Origin of the sequence: Streptosporangium sp. NPDC020072 (genome assembly GCF_040631445.1) — a bacterium.
Lineage (GTDB): Bacteria > Actinomycetota > Actinomycetes > Streptosporangiales > Streptosporangiaceae > Streptosporangium.
This window is the reverse complement of the sequence record NZ_JBEYAB010000001.1, coordinates 395,422-409,282: the sequence shown is the minus strand read 5'-3', so window position 1 is coordinate 409,282 and position 13,861 is coordinate 395,422. Positions and strand designations below refer to the sequence as shown.

Here is a 13,861-nt window from a genome sequence, read left to right as displayed (position 1 = left end):
CCTAAGTCAGATGGATGAGATCCGCCCCGAGCGGTCCATGGGACTCGGCCCTCCGCCCTCGGCGGGGGTCGTGGGACGCGCTCACCGGTGGTGGCCCAGCGTCGCGGGGGCGTGCTGGGCCGTTCATCCGTCCGCGGGCGTGCTTGTACGGCTCCGCCTGTACGGCTTCGCGGGGCCGTACAAGCACGCGTCGGCCCCTTGACGCCTCTCCCGCACCGGGACGGACCGGGGGAACGGATCAGGCGTCAGGGGCTTCAGGAGCGCCGGGGCCCGTCGGCCCAGGCACGCGATGGATGCGTGAACGGCGCGGGTTTCGGCTGCCGTTGATGAGACCGAATCATGTTCTGTCGAACAAGGCAAGAGGTGAGGTTGGGGGACGGGAGGGGGGATTGTGATCTGAGGGGCAATTGTCTAAATCCCCGCAGACTGGTAGATAGTTCGTCAATGGTGCGGGAGTTCCATCGTTTCTCTGACAGGTCTCAAGATCGTCTTCTATAGTTTCGCTCCGGCCGTGAGGGGGTCTGGAGGTGAGCGAAGCGTGAGATCGAGTCGCTCGATCACGCTGGGAGTCATGCTCTCCACCCTGCTCGTGACGCCGGTCATGGCCGGGGCCGCCGCCGAGAGGGCCGCGACCGTGCGGGCCGCCAAGCCCAACCCCGAAGCCGAACTGGCCAAGCTCACCCGCGAGGCCAACGAGATCAACAAGCGCTACCGCGGGCAGGTGCAGAGCCTTGAGGAGACCCGGGTCCAGGCCAGCAAGGCGACACAGCGGGCCAAGAGCCTGAAACGCAGCCTGGCCACCGCGCAGACCGACGTCATGCGCTTCGCCCAGACCGCCTACATGGGCGGTGACCTGGACAGCACCAGCCTGCTGTCCTTCCAGGGGGACCCGGGCGCCGTCCTCGACGGCGTCTCGACGCTGTCCTACCTCGCGGGCCAGCGCGCAGGCCGGCTCAGCCGCCTGAAACAACTCGTCAAGGAGGCCAAGGACGCGGAGGAGGCGGCCACGGCGAAGGTCGTCAAGCTCAGGGACGACATCACCAAGCTCAAGAAGGACCGCGTCCGCATCGAGGCCCTGCTCGCCAAGTACGGCTTCCAGCAACCCGGCGGCAGCGAGGGCCTGACCTCCCGCATGGTCAACGTGCGCAACACGATCATGCGGAGCTTTCCGATGCCCTACTCGGTCGGCTGCCTGCGCCGCGGTGACCCCGGTGAACACGGCAGCGGCCGGGCCTGCGACTTCATGATGAGCACCGGTGGCCGCATGCCGACCACGGAGGCCAGGGAACGCGGCGACCGCCTCGCCCAGTGGGCCATCGACCACGGCCGCGACCTCGGGATCATGTACATCATCTGGCGGCAGCGCTACTACGACATCCGCACCGGCACCGGCTGGCGAATGATGTCCGACCGAGGCGGCATAACCGCCAACCACTACGACCACGTCCACATCTCGGTCTTCTGACCAGTGTGGGGTGAATTATCGTCGTTTTTCCATATTGTTCCTGGGTTGGACTTTATGGGTGTCGGTGGTTGCTCGGCTACTCTCTTGGCGGCCTGCCCGGACCGGCGGCCGGACTTCTCCGCCCGCGTAGGCCGGGTTTCGCTTCAGCACTTCCTCGGTCTCTGGAACCTCCGTGGGGCAGGCACGGTGAGTTCGGTGCTTTGGCGTGAGACGGCCTTCTTACGCCTGCCGAGGTCGCGTGATGTGTTCACGGATCGAATAATGATCCTCAACGCTTATTCGGACACATCCCGAGGAAGGCGATCGATGATGGCCTCGCCTCCCCGGAGGGCCGTTTCCACGACGCCGCCGGACTCAGGCCGCACCTATGAGAACGCCGACATCGGCGGCTCGCCCGCCTCCTGTCTCGGCCGAAGATCGCGATTTTTTCCATAGGATTACGGTACGGCCCGGGGAGAGGGGTGATGCGGGATGAACGAGAGCGCTTCGGAGCCCGAAGAAAAGGGCCAAGTCCTCTGGGAGGTCATCTCCATCTCGTTGGCCGGAGCCGTTCTGATCTTTTTCCTCGGTCTGCAGCGGGGCTTCGCCTTCACGATGATAGGGGCGTCGGTTTTCTTCGTCTCGAAATGGCTGGGGCGACGAGACGGCGAAAACGGATAACCATGGGACGGGGTCTGGCGTCAGGAGGTCCCTCTGCGGCGGCGGGGAGGTTTCTGGACCGCCGGCCGGTGCATGACGTACGGCCCGGGCGGCGCGGTTACCGACCGCTGCCGCCCGTCCACACCTTGGCTTTCTGACCGGGAGGCAGGCGAGGAGAGCCTGGGCCTGCTGACTGCCTCTGGGAACGTCTGGCTCTGTTTTTCAGTCGCTTATGCGGCGCCCGGGACTTCGTGAAGTGAATTAGGCTCGTTCCGGTGGGTGCCTGCCCCGGCCACACTGTTCGGTTGTCGAAGTCATCGGGGTTGTCGGCGGTTTTCTTGCGTGGAGGCGTCGTGGTCGATGAGAGCTCTGTTCGCGGTGTCTCGGATATGTCCGGACGGGCAGGGCTGGGGGCTCTCTGGGTTTTCTCGTTCGGCGCCGCGAAGTTTCGCCATGGTCCTCCCGTGCTGGTGGTGGCCCTGCTCGTCTGCGTCGCGGCCAGCGTTTCCTACTGCCTGTTCTGGCTGTACAGGAGATGGCGCTTCGGCAGGCTCTCCGACCGCGAGAAGGGGGAAACCGAGGAGAAAACCGCCGAGGCCAAGGAGTCTCTCTGGGACTCATGGCAGGTCGAAGTCCTGTTTCTGGTCTACCTGCTGATCACGTTGAACGGGTACCGCGACGACATCTGGGTCTTTCTGCTTTACGCCCCGCTTCCCCTGCTGCTCGCGTCCATCCTGCTGAGAAAGGCGTTCACGGCTTTGCGGCGCGGGTCAGGATGAGGGCGTCCTGAAGTTCTCCGTGGCGGTCAGGAGGTTGGTGAGGGAACTCCTGGACTGCTGGAGGGTGGTTATCTGGGTCTCGATCTCTTCGAGGTGGGTCCGGAGGTAGTTCTGCACGCAGGGGTGAATGTCGGGGCCCGGACCTTCGATGCAGGGCAGGATGTCGCGGATGGTCCTGGTGGGCAGGCCGGCTGCCAGCAGGACACGGATGTGGCCGACGACGGTGGGAGCCTCGGCGGTGTAGTGGCGGTGGCCGCTCGCGCTGCGGTGTGAGGTGAGCAGGCCCTGCTCCTCGTAGTAGCGCAGCAGCCTGACGCTCACGCCGGTCTCGCGGGCCAGTTCGCCGATCTTCATCCCACGCTCGGAGGACGTCTTCGCGGGAGAGGCGGAGCCGGGGGAGGCCGTACGGGGCGGGAGAGCGGAGGCGTCCGCACGGGACACGACCGGAGGCGGTGCGGCCTCGGAGGACGACGCGGTCGAGGAGACGGTCCTGCGGGGGGAGGGCCTGAGGGCGGTCCCACGCTTCTGAGGGGTGGGGGTTCGGCCCAGGGTGCCGGTCTGCACGGAGGTCACCTCACACGAGCGTTACGCGAGCGTCGATCAATCCAGAAGGACACCCCATATAAGGCACAAAGTAAGTGATCTCATCCGGAAGCGCCGCAAACCAGCATTGGTGATCTGCCTCACACCGGCTTGAATCTCACATCGATGTGAGCTCCTAGCGTTGCCGGCATGACGAACAACGCGAACACCACGGCAGTGACCACCACCTTCACCCTGGGCGGCGATCTGGAGGTGCGGCGGATCGGGTACGGCGCCATGCGGCTGGCCGACGGGCCGGACAAGCCCGCCGAGGCCTGGGCCGCGCCCATCTGGACGGCTCCCGCCGACCGCGCCGCCGCGCTGGCCGTACTGCGCAGGGCGGTCGAGCTGGGGGTCGGGATCGTCGACACCGCCGACGCCTACGCGCTGGGGGCCAACGAGGAACTCGTCGCCGAGGCCCTGCACCCCTATTCGGGAGAGGTGGCGATCGCCACCAAGATCGGTGTCGTACGGCCGAGCCCCGCCGAGTGGATTCCGCTGGGCAACCCCGCCTACCTGAGGCAGCAGGCCGAGCTGAGCCTGCGACGGCTCCGGGTCGAACGCATCGACCTGCTCCAACTGCACCGGATCGACCCCAACGTGCCGCTGGCCGACCAGATCGGTGCGCTGAGGCAGCTGCGTGAGGAGGGCAAGGTCCGGCACATCGGATTGTCGGAGGTGACGGTCGAGCAGCTCAGGGAAGCCTCGGAGATCACACCGATCGCCGCCGTGCAGAACATGTACAACCTCGTCACCCGTCAGCACGACGAGGTCGTCGACTACGCGGCCGAGCACGGCATCGCGTTCCTGCCGTTCTTCCCGATCGCGATGGGCGGGCACGCGGGCCAGGACAGCCCGGTGGCGGCCGTGGCGCGCGAGGTCGGCGCGACCTCCTCGCAGACCGCGCTGGCCTGGTTGCTGCACCGCTCCCCGACGGTCATCCCGATCCCCGGCACGACCTCGGTCGGGCACCTGGAGGAGAACGTCGCCGCGCTGGAGGTCTCGCTGTCGCGGGAGCAGTTCGAGCGGCTGTCGGCGGCAGGCCTTGAGGCCGGGCAGGAGGGGTGACGGCGACGGGCGGGATCGGGCGGCGATCCCCTCGGGACGTGGCCAAGACCGCCCCGAAGCCGCCGAGGAAGAGCCGGACACGTCGGAGAGTCCAAGAGCGGAGGCATCAGGCACCCGGAGACGTCCGGGAAACCGAACACGCCGAAGGGCTCGGCATCCGGAAAAGCCCGGGAAACCGGGTCGCCCGGAGCTCGGCGGGAACCGGCGGTGGCTCCGCTTTTCTGAGAGTTTTTCGCAAAACGGGATTTCGCATTCCGCGATGCGGTTCCCACGCCGGTGGGGCTCGGTATTGGGAGGCGTTTCCCGGTGGGAAAGTCGGGATGGTTGAGGTGGTCCGCCGGGTGAATCCAGTGGCCGCCGAAGGTCACCGTGCGTGACGACCGAGGGTCCGGCGGGAGGCGGTCGCCGTACCCCGGGGAACGTTCACTTCTCGATCGACATCAGGTAAAGATCATGACAATCACTGTCGGTTGTCATGAGGGATGATAGAGCGATGACGAACGTTTCCGGGGAGACCCTCCGCCGTCGTCCCGCCCAGCGCCGAAGCCTCGAACGTGTCGAGCGCATGCTGGACGAGTGCGCACGGCTCCTCGACGAGGTGGGGTACGACGCCCTGACCACCAAGGAGGTCGCGCGCAGGGCCGAGGTGCCGATCGGCACGTTCTACCAGTTCTTTCCCGACAAACAGGGACTGGCGCGCGCGCTCGCGCTGCGCAACCTCGACGCCTTCCTCGGCCGCGTCACGGCCAGGCTCACTGAGGTACGGCTGTCCGACTGGACCGAGATGGTGGATCTCGCGATCGACGAGTTCGTCGCGATGAAGCGCACGACGCCCGGGTTCGCGGTCGTCGACTTCGGCGAGGTGCTGCTCACTCCGGGGGGCCCGGCGCTTGAGGGGACCGAGCGCACGCTCGACACGGCGCTGAGGAACAACGTCGTCGTCGCCGACCGGCTCAAGGCGATCATCATCGACCTGCTCGGCGTTCCCGGCGGCCGAGGGCTGGACAGGGCGCTGATCGTCGCGGTCGAGGCGGCCGACGCCGTGCTCAAGCTTGCCTTCCGTGCCCAGCCCGGTGGTGACCCCGAGCTGATCGGCGAGTGCAAGCGGCTGGTGCGCCGCTATCTGTCGGCCCATCTGCCGGACGACTGAGCGGGCCCGGCTTGACCTGGAGCGCACTCCAGGTGGGATGCTGCCGGACGTGAGTGTCTACACGCCGGGACAGGTGGTCGAGGAGACCGGTTTCAGCCTCGACACCCTGCGCTACTACGAACGGATCGGCCTGCTGGGAAGGGTCGGCCGCAACGCGGCCGGGCAGCGGAGGTTCACCCAGGACGATGTCGGCTGGCTCGGCACGCTCCGGTGCCTGCGGGACACCGGTATGCCCATCGCCGAGATGCTCCGCTTCGCGGAACTGGTCAGGGCGGGCGACCACACCATTCCCGATCGGGTCGCGCTGCTCGAAGCCCACGACAGGCGGGTCGAGGAGCAGGTGGCCAACCTGCGTGAGAAGCAGCGGGCGGTCCAGGCGAAGATCGGCTACTACCGTGACGTGGCCGACCTGCCGCCCGCCTGCGAGCCGCTCGTCTCCAGGGCCTGACGAAGCCGTACAGCGGCTTTGCTCCGCACCTGCCCCTTCTTTCCGCTTCGCCTGTTAAACCGGAAGCGGGACCGGGGGAGGGGCGATGGCCGCACCGCGCGCGCGCCGGATCAACATTCCGCTCCGGCACGTCACCCTGACGTGCGGAGCCATGATGTTCGCGCTGCTGGCCAACGTGACCTATCTCCAGGCCTTCCGGAGCGACAGACTCTCTGAGGACCCTCGCAACCCCCGCGTGGTGATCACACGTCTCGACGGGCTCCGGGGGGACATCCTGCTGCGCGACGGCACCGTCGTGGCGACCAGCGTCGAGAACGAGACCGCGGGACACAGGTACCGGCGCCTCTACCCGGGCGGGCCGCCGTACGCGCCGGTCACCGGGCATCTGTCGATCTACGGTGCCACCGGGCTCGAACGCGCGCAGGACGCCGTGCTGTCCGGCACTGACCCGCGGGTCAAGCTGCGCGCGCTGCTGGACGGCACGCGGGCGGGGGCGACGATCAGGCTCACCATCGACCCCGCGGCGCAGCGGGCGGCCTACGAGGGGCTGCGCGCGACGGGACGGCCCGGGGCGGTCGTCGCCATCGAACCGGGGACCGGCGCGATCCTGGCCATGGCCTCCTACCCCTCCTACGACCCGAACCTCTACACCGACCCCGACGCCGTGGGACTGGAGCGGGCGGACAGGCGGCTGCGGGACGACCCTCGCGAACCCCTGCTGAACCGGGCGATCCGGCGCGGCTACCCGCCCGGCTCGACCTTCAAGATCGTCACCAGTGCCGCCGCGCTCGGCTCGGGGAGATACCGTCCGACGACCGGCCTGCGCGCGCCGGCCGTCCTGCGCCTGCCGGGGACGGCCTCCTACCTGCGCAACGCGGGCGGTGCTCCGTGCGGGAACGGCAGGGCACCGCTGGCCTACGCCTTCCAGCTCTCCTGCAACACCCCGTTCGCGAACCTGGGCATGGCCCTGGGGCAGGAGACACTGCGTGATCAGGCCCGGGCGTTCGGTTTCGACGCCGACGACCTGACCGTCCCCATGCCGGTCGCGCGGAGCGTCTACCCGCGGGACATGGACCGGGCGCAGACCGCCATGTCCGCGCTCGGTCAGTTCGACACCAGGGCGACTCCCCTCATGATCGCCATGATGTCGGCGGCGGTCGCGAACGACGGCTCGCTGATGCGTCCCTACCTGGTCGAGGAGATCCGGCTCGCGGACGGCGCGCTGGTCGACGGGGCGGCCCCCTCGCCGTACCGCAGGACGCTGGACGCCGAGGAGGCCAACCGGCTCACCGCGATGATGGTCACGGTCACCAGGCCCGGCGGCACCGGGGAGGCCGCCGCCATCCCCGGCGTCGAGGTGGCCGCGAAGACCGGCACCGCGGAGAACGGGGTCCCGGGAGGGGACCACGCCGTCTTCACCGGATTCGCTCCGGCCACCGCGCCCAGGGTCGCGGTCGGCGTCCTCGTCGAGCACGGCGGCTCGGGCGGCGAGGTCGCGGCCCCCATCGCCAGAGCCGTCATGCGGGCCGTACTCGCGCCCTCCTCCCCTGGGGAGGAACCGCGGGAGGTCGGGGAGGAACCGCGGGAGGTTCAGGCCGAGTAGGCCTCGGCCTGCAGGCCGTACAGATCGGCGTAGAGACCGCCGAGGGCCATCAGCTTGCCGTGGGTGCCCTGCTCGACGACCCGGCCGTGGTCCAGGACGTAGATCCGGTCGGCGTAGCGGACACTGGCCAGCCTGTGGGTGATCAGCAACACCGTACGGCCGTCGGCGTGCCGCCTGACCTGTTCGAAGAGGGCGTGCTCGGCACGGGCGTCGAGGGCGGCGGTCGGCTCGTCGCAGATCAGCAGCGGGGCGTCCCGGTGGAAGCCGCGGGCGATGGCGATCCGCTGCCACTGCCCGCCGGACAGCTCCTGACCGTCCTTGAACCTCCTGTCGAGCAGCGTGTCGTAGCCGTGCCGCAGCTCGGCCACGACCTGGTCGGCCCCGGCGACCTTCGCCGCGGCGGCCAGCGTCTCCTCGCCCCTGTCGGTCCCCATGCCGATGTTGTGCCTGGCGGTCAGCGGCCAGCGGGTGTGGTCCTGGGCGATGACGGCGATGTTGCGCCTGAGCCCGTCCTGGTCCACTCCCGCCAGGTCGGTCTCGTCCCACAGCACACGCCCGCCGTCGGGCTCGTAGAGACCGGCCAGGAGTTTGGCCAGCGTGGTCTTGCCCGAGCCGTTCTCACCGACCAGGGCGATCACCTCGCCCTGGTCGATGTGCACGGAGACCCCGCGCAGCGCGGGCGTCTCGGCGCCGGGGTAGGTGAACACGACGTCCTCGGCGGTGATCCGCTCGAACGTCTCCGGCGCCGCGTCAGGCCGTGCCGGACCGACACGCCTTTCCGCCTCGGCGCAGAAGTCGAGGAAGTCGGTGAAGTACAGCCCCTCCTCGTAGAGCCGGTTGGTGGCGAACATCAGGTTCGACAGATAGGTCTGCCCCGACCGGATCGCCAGTACGGCGGTGCCCGCCACGGCCAGCGCCACCGCGCCCGAGGCCAGCAGCAGCCCGAGGGCCACGTAGACCAGGGCCGCCCCGAGCCCGCCGAGGGCCTCGCCGACCACCTTGGCGAAGGTCTGCCGCCGGGCGAGGTCGAGCCTGACGTCCTGCTCGGCGGTGGCGACCGCGTCGTACATCCGCAGCAGGAAGTCCCGCATCGTGAAGGAGCGCACCTCGGCGGCGGCCGCACGCTCGGCCAGCAGCTCCGAGATGATCCACTTGCGCCGGGAGACGGGAATGATCGCGTACATCGTGGTGTAGCGCATGCGTGCGGTGCGCACCGCGGCCCAGGCGTCCGGCAGCACCGCGAGCACCAGCAGCGGCAGGAGGACCGGATGGAGCACCCCGAGCACCCCGGCCGCGGAGACGATCCCGATGAAGGCGGTCAGTACGTTGATGGTCGTGCTGACGATCGTCCCCGCCGTCGTCACGCCGCGTGAGGAGGCGCGCTGGAGCGAGTCGTGGAAGTCCGAGTCGTCGAACGCGGCCAGGCTCACCTGGCCGGTCAGCCCGTAGAGCCGTTCCTCGGCGACCCGGCTCACCTGCGGGTCGAGCCGGGACTGCGCCCATCCGGAGCCCGCCTGCATCAGGGTGCGCAGGATGCCCGCGACGCCGACCAGGACGAGGCTGGGCAGGGCGGCGACGACCCGCTCCGGGGTCGGGCCCGCCTCGAACAGGGCGGAGAGCACCCCGGTCGTGGCCAGCAGCCCGAACGCGGTGAACGCGCCGCCGAGCAGGCTCAGCCCGATAGTGACGACGATGTCGCGGGGACTGGCCAGCCAGCCGAGCCGTACGGCCTGCGCGACGAGGGCGGGCAGCCGCCTGGAGAGGGCCAGGAAGCCGACGTCGGTCATCGTGTCGGCGTGGGCGTACCAGTCGGAGAGGTTGAGCTCGCCGAGCACCGGCGTGGCCGTCCTGCCAGGACCGGACGCCGCGTCAGGTTCATGGGCGGGGCCGGGGGCGGGCGGAACGGGCAGGGAGTCGGGGGCGAGCCGAGGAGAGGGGGGAGAGGCTGGATCGTGGTCCGAGGGAGTGTCCGGCATGCCTGCAGTGTGAATCGCCCGACCGTCGATCCGCCATCCGCTGACCGGTCACGGTCAGTAGTGGCGATACGGCGGGCGGGCCCGATGGTGAATTCATTACGGTGTCCCAATAGGGAGAGTCAGGAAATCCGAGCATCTGAAATGGTGCTAAGCCTGGGCACGACACGGTAATTAGTGTCACACTTTCTGTGACTGCTGCCCCGCGATCTCGTTAAGGGCCGATGACACAGGACACCGCGCACATTTCTCCGACCGGCGGGAACCTCCCCCTGGAGCCCAACGACTTCGTCGGGCGTCAGGTCGACGCCGAGGAACTCGTCGAGCTGCTGGGCGTCGCCCGCCTGGTGACCCTGTGCGGGGCGGGAGGCATCGGCAAGAGCAGGCTGGCGATCAACGTCGCGGGCCGGTTGGCCGCGGGGTTCCCCGGCGGGGTGTGGCTGGTCGAGCTGGCCGAGGCGGCCGGCGACGAGTTGATCGCTCCCCGGGTCGCCTCCGTGCTCGGCATCAAGGCCGAGCCGTCCCGCTCGCTCTCCGAGACGTTGTTCGACGCGCTCGCCGACCGGCAGATGCTGCTGGTGATCGACAACTGTGAGTCGCTCATCGACGAGTGCGCCCGTTTCTGCAGGACGTTGCTCACGATCTGTCCCGAGGTGCGGGTGCTCACCACCAGCCGGGAGCCGCTCCGGGTCGCGGGGGAGACCGTGTGGCGGGTGCCGCCGCTCACGCTGCCGGAGGCGGACGGCCACGAGTACGCCATGGACAGCGAGGCCGTGCAGCTCTTCGTCAGGAGGGCCAGAGCCGCCGTGCGCGGATTCACCCTCGACGCGGGCAACGCCGACGAGATCGCCAGCCTGTGCGGGGCGCTCGACGGGATGCCGCTCGCCATCGAGCTGGCCGCCGCGCTGTGCCGGGTGCTGACGGTCGAGCAGATCCACGCCAGGCTCAGGGACAGGTTCCGGCTGCTCTCCGAGGGAGACCGTACGGCTCCCGCCAGGCACCAGACGCTCAGGGCCACCGTCGACTGGAGCTACCAGCAGCTCAAGGAGCCGGAACGGATCCTGCTGCGGCGCCTGGCCGTGTTCACCGGCGGATGGACGCTGGAGATGGCCGAGAAGGTCTGCGACGGTGACGGTCTGTGGGCCGAGGACGTCCTGAGCGTCCTGTGCGGCCTGGTGGACAAGTCCCTGGTGCTGGCGGACGCCGAGGTCGCGGGCGAGACGCGCTACCGGATGCTGGAGACGATCCGCCAGTACGCCGCCGAACAGCTGGAGATCGCGGGCGAGGAGCACGAGCTGAGGCGGCGGCACCGTGACCACATGGCCGTGATCGCCGGCCGCGTGCACCAGCTGATCGTCAGGTCTCCCCGCCCGACCTGGACCGAGATCTGCCCGGTGCTGGTGCTGCTGGACGAGCTGCAGAGCAACCTGTGGGCCGCGGTCCGCTGGTCGGCCGAGGTGGAGGAGCCGGAGAACGCGCTGCGGCTGCTGGTGCTGCTGCGCTGGCCCACCATCGCGGGCGGCCGGTTCACCCCCGCCGACGAGTGGCTTGAGCGCCTGCTGTCCGCCGACAAGTCCGCGGCGCTCCCTCCCAAGGTGCGCGGCGACGCCCTGGTCCTGCGCGGGCAGGTGGCCTTCGGGCAGGGCGACCCCGCCAAGGCGTACGAGGCCTGTTCCGAGGCGGCCGACCTGTGCCGGGCGACGGCGTTGCACGGACCGCTCAGCGGGGCGCTGGCCATCCTGGCCTGGGTCGCCATCTACCAGCGGCGCCCCGACAAGGCCCGGCGCCTGCTGGATGAGGCCCTGGAGGCGGTGCGCAAGGTCGACGACCCCTGGCACGAGATGGTGATCCGCTCGATGGAGGGGACGTTCGCGCTGTCGGAGGGGCGGGCCAAGGAGTCGCAGCGCTCCTTCGAGGCCGCGCTGGCCATCGCCCGCGGTCTCGACAACCACTGGGCCACCCCGGTGGCGCTCATCGGCCTGGCCCAGGTCGCCTGGACGCGGGGCGACCTGCTGGAGGCCCGCACCCACTACGAACAGGCCCTCGACCAGCTCAAGGACATCACCGCCCACTGGCAGACCATCACCTGTCTGTCCGGCCTGGGGCGGATAGCCCTGGCCCAGGGAGATCTCACGACCGCCCGCGCCAGGCTGACCGAGAGCCTGCGCCTGTGTCGCAGGACCGGTCAGCGGCTCGGCGTCGCCCGGCGGATCGAGACGCTCGCCCAGCTCGCCCTCGCCGAGGAGGACGACCACCGGGCCGTGCGCCTGGCGGGAGCCTCCGCCGCGATCAGGAACGCGATGAGCGGCAGTGCCATGCCGTCCGGGTTCGGCGCGCGGATGGAGGAGCTGCTCCAGCCGGCCCGTGCGCGTCTCGGTGACACGCTGGTCGCCCAGCTGTGGGCGCTCGGCAAGGGGATGACCCAGGAGCAGGCGGTCCGCTACGCCCTGGAGGGTGAGGACCGGGCCGAGACGCCGCTGCCGACGGGAAGGATGCCGGTGGCCGCCCCGCTGACCACGCTCACCGGGCGTGAGTGGGAGATCGCCGAGCTGATCGCCAGGGGGCTGAGCAACAAGGCCATCGCCGACGAACTGGTGATAAGCCCCGCGACCGCGGCCAGGCATGTGGCCAACATCCTGGCCAAACTCGGCTTCTCCTCCCGCACCCAGGTCGCCACATGGGTCGTGGAGCACAATCGCGTCTGAGGGTGACGTTCCGCCTACACACAGGAACTACACATCGACGGCCACGTAGATACACCTCGGGATACGCACTCCGGCGCATGCGGAGAAGCAGCAGGTAGCCGTACGTTTTCCTCGTGTTCGACCGATGACGCCCCGCCTTCCGCGCCACACCCGCCACAGCGGTCAGGTACGGCAGGCCCACACCATCCCAGGCGTCTCGGTCGGGCACATCGCGAACGTCGCGTGTCCCTCTCGACGGTCGAGGTCTCCTCGGAGGGGTGGGGACCGAAGGCCACGGGACATGCGGCAGCGGGTCCGAGCCGCGCAGGGCTCGGACCCGCACGCGTGAAGGGCCCCACGTCGCAGGGCCCCGTCCGCGTGAGAGGCCCGCGCGTGAAGGCTCCCGCGCCGGTGAGAGACCCGATGTCTTCCTCTGCGATTTCCCGCCGGTCGGCGGCCGGTTCGAATTCCCCGTCAGTGCCGCAGAAGGCGCCGCGAATCACGGAACCCATTCCGGATCGGCGATGTTTCCGCAGGCCACCCGTCTTTCGGTGAATCACGAAAACGCCTGGTCGGGGAAAGGGGCATCGGACGTGGCCAGCCCGGATACACACTCATTTACATATATCTGTCGATGCAGGGCCGGAGCCGCCGCCCGTACGGTCGTCGGCATGAGACCGACCTCCTCGTCCATAAGGGGCACCGTTACCGAGGCGGTGTTCGGCTGCGCGCACGAGCGAGGTGACCGGCCCGCGTTGATCGATCTCGGTGCGGGGGTGGTCTACAGCCACCGCCGCCTGGCCGAGGAGGTGACGCGAGGAGCCTCGGGGCTGGTCAGGAGGGGCGCAAGGGGACGGCAGGTGGCCGGGATCCACGTGGACAACGTGGCCGCCCATGTCCTGGCGGTGCACACCGTCATCGCGGCGGGTCTCGTCGCGGCGCCCATCGCGTCCGGCAACGGACGGATGGGCGACCTGCTGATCCGCCTTGACGCCCGCTTCCTGATCACCACCCCGGGGTTGGCGGAGAGCTCGTTACAGGCGGCCGACGACTCCCGGGTGCGGCAGGTGATCGCGTTCGGTCAGGCGCGTGACACCGTCGACTTCGCCGACCTGCTGCTGCTCGCCCCGGCTCCGTTGCCGTCCCTCGATCCGTCCGTGCAGCCCGCGTTGCGGGTCGAGGACGGAAGCGTGCTCACCCATGAAGATCTGATCTGGCGGATGTGCGAGCTGGACAAGCTCGTCGCGCTGGAGAAGTCCGACGTCCTGCTGGTGACCTGGCCGCTGGTCTCGACCCTGGCTCTGGCGACCCTGATCGGGCTGGCGCTGATGCGCGGCTCCCTGGTCGTGGTCGCTCCGGGCCTGGCCGCGCAGGAGTTGTCGGCGACGATCCATGACTTCGGTGTCACCGTGCTGACGTTGCTCGACGGGACGGTCCAGCGTGTGTGACCGGGCCGTGCCGGCCGCCGCC

Annotated in this window: 12 protein-coding genes; 10 read left to right on the top strand and 2 right to left on the bottom strand. The window is 69.3% G+C overall.

The annotated features are described in order from the left end of the window. The first annotated feature begins 10 nt into the window (after positions 1-10). The 4 genes from ABZ470_RS01955 (at position 11) to ABZ470_RS01940 (ending at position 2,883) form a co-directional block, all read left to right on the top strand. Positions 11-202: a hypothetical protein gene (locus ABZ470_RS01955; protein WP_352010313.1), complete on the top strand. Its 192-nt coding sequence runs from the start codon at positions 11-13 to the stop codon at positions 200-202. A 336-nt stretch (positions 203-538) separates the two neighbouring features. Continuing rightward, complete coding sequence (locus tag ABZ470_RS01950) at positions 539-1,465, top strand: hypothetical protein (protein ID WP_362909370.1); 927 nt, start codon at positions 539-541, stop codon at positions 1,463-1,465. A 471-nt stretch (positions 1,466-1,936) separates the two neighbouring features. Then, positions 1,937-2,125, top strand: a complete 189-nt coding sequence (locus ABZ470_RS01945; RefSeq protein ID WP_362909368.1) for a hypothetical protein — start codon at positions 1,937-1,939, stop codon at positions 2,123-2,125. Positions 2,126-2,457: 332 nt separating this feature from the next. Continuing rightward, positions 2,458-2,883 carry a hypothetical protein gene (locus ABZ470_RS01940; protein WP_362909366.1) on the top strand — a complete coding sequence of 142 codons (426 nt, stop codon included), beginning with the start codon at positions 2,458-2,460 and terminating at the stop codon, positions 2,881-2,883. Here the strand turns inward: ABZ470_RS01940 and ABZ470_RS01935 are convergent. Continuing rightward, a complete protein-coding gene (locus tag ABZ470_RS01935; RefSeq protein ID WP_362909364.1) occupies positions 2,875-3,447 on the bottom strand; it encodes a MerR family transcriptional regulator in 573 nt (190 codons plus the stop codon). The genes ABZ470_RS01940 and ABZ470_RS01935 overlap by 9 nt on opposite strands. A gap of 168 nt (positions 3,448-3,615) precedes the next feature. Between ABZ470_RS01935 and ABZ470_RS01930 the strand changes: the two genes are divergently transcribed. The 4 genes from ABZ470_RS01930 (at position 3,616) to ABZ470_RS01915 (ending at position 7,734) form a co-directional block, all read left to right on the top strand. Beyond that, the gene (locus tag ABZ470_RS01930) at positions 3,616-4,533 is read left to right on the top strand and encodes an aldo/keto reductase (RefSeq protein ID WP_352010317.1); all 918 of its coding nucleotides are present in this window, start codon (positions 3,616-3,618) and stop codon (positions 4,531-4,533) included. A gap of 493 nt (positions 4,534-5,026) precedes the next feature. Then, on the top strand, positions 5,027-5,683 hold the full coding sequence (locus tag ABZ470_RS01925) for a TetR/AcrR family transcriptional regulator (protein WP_352010318.1): 657 nt from the start codon (positions 5,027-5,029) through the stop codon (positions 5,681-5,683). A 37-nt stretch (positions 5,684-5,720) separates the two neighbouring features. Further along, positions 5,721-6,131: a MerR family transcriptional regulator gene (locus ABZ470_RS01920; protein WP_352010319.1), complete on the top strand. Its 411-nt coding sequence runs from the start codon at positions 5,721-5,723 to the stop codon at positions 6,129-6,131. Positions 6,132-6,216: 85 nt separating this feature from the next. Continuing rightward, a complete protein-coding gene (locus ABZ470_RS01915) occupies positions 6,217-7,734 on the top strand; it encodes a penicillin-binding protein 2 (RefSeq protein WP_362909362.1) in 1,518 nt (505 codons plus the stop codon). Here ABZ470_RS01915 and ABZ470_RS01910 read toward each other — a convergent pair. After that, complete coding sequence (locus tag ABZ470_RS01910) at positions 7,722-9,710, bottom strand: ABC transporter ATP-binding protein (RefSeq protein WP_362909360.1); 1,989 nt, start codon at positions 9,708-9,710, stop codon at positions 7,722-7,724. The two genes, ABZ470_RS01915 and ABZ470_RS01910, sit on opposite strands and share 13 nt — an antisense overlap. Before the next feature lie 221 nt (positions 9,711-9,931). Here ABZ470_RS01910 and ABZ470_RS01905 point away from each other — a divergent pair, with 221 nt between their 5' ends. Continuing rightward, complete coding sequence (locus ABZ470_RS01905; protein WP_362909358.1) at positions 9,932-12,412, top strand: tetratricopeptide repeat protein; 2,481 nt, start codon at positions 9,932-9,934, stop codon at positions 12,410-12,412. Between the two features lie 650 nt (positions 12,413-13,062). Then, complete coding sequence (locus ABZ470_RS01900; RefSeq protein WP_352010323.1) at positions 13,063-13,839, top strand: AMP-binding protein; 777 nt, start codon at positions 13,063-13,065, stop codon at positions 13,837-13,839. Positions 13,840-13,861 lie beyond the last annotated feature (22 nt).

Excerpts from the sequence above, each read along its gene's own strand:
- ABZ470_RS01925 (WP_352010318.1), top strand. The coding sequence starts at position 5,027 with ATGACGAACGTTTCCGGGGAGACCCTCCGCCGTCGTCCCGCCCAGCGC.
- ABZ470_RS01900 (WP_352010323.1), top strand. The coding sequence starts at position 13,063 with ATGAGACCGACCTCCTCGTCCATAAGGGGCACCGTTACCGAGGCGGTG.
- ABZ470_RS01945 (WP_362909368.1), top strand. The coding sequence starts at position 1,937 with ATGAACGAGAGCGCTTCGGAGCCCGAAGAAAAGGGCCAAGTCCTCTGG.
- ABZ470_RS01905 (WP_362909358.1), top strand. The coding sequence starts at position 9,932 with ATGACACAGGACACCGCGCACATTTCTCCGACCGGCGGGAACCTCCCC.
- ABZ470_RS01915 (WP_362909362.1), top strand. The coding sequence starts at position 6,217 with ATGGCCGCACCGCGCGCGCGCCGGATCAACATTCCGCTCCGGCACGTC.
- ABZ470_RS01955 (WP_352010313.1), top strand. The coding sequence starts at position 11 with ATGGATGAGATCCGCCCCGAGCGGTCCATGGGACTCGGCCCTCCGCCC.
- ABZ470_RS01930 (WP_352010317.1), top strand. The coding sequence starts at position 3,616 with ATGACGAACAACGCGAACACCACGGCAGTGACCACCACCTTCACCCTG.
- ABZ470_RS01910 (WP_362909360.1), bottom strand. The coding sequence starts at position 9,710 with ATGCCGGACACTCCCTCGGACCACGATCCAGCCTCTCCCCCCTCTCCT.
- ABZ470_RS01920 (WP_352010319.1), top strand. The coding sequence starts at position 5,721 with ATGCTGCCGGACGTGAGTGTCTACACGCCGGGACAGGTGGTCGAGGAG.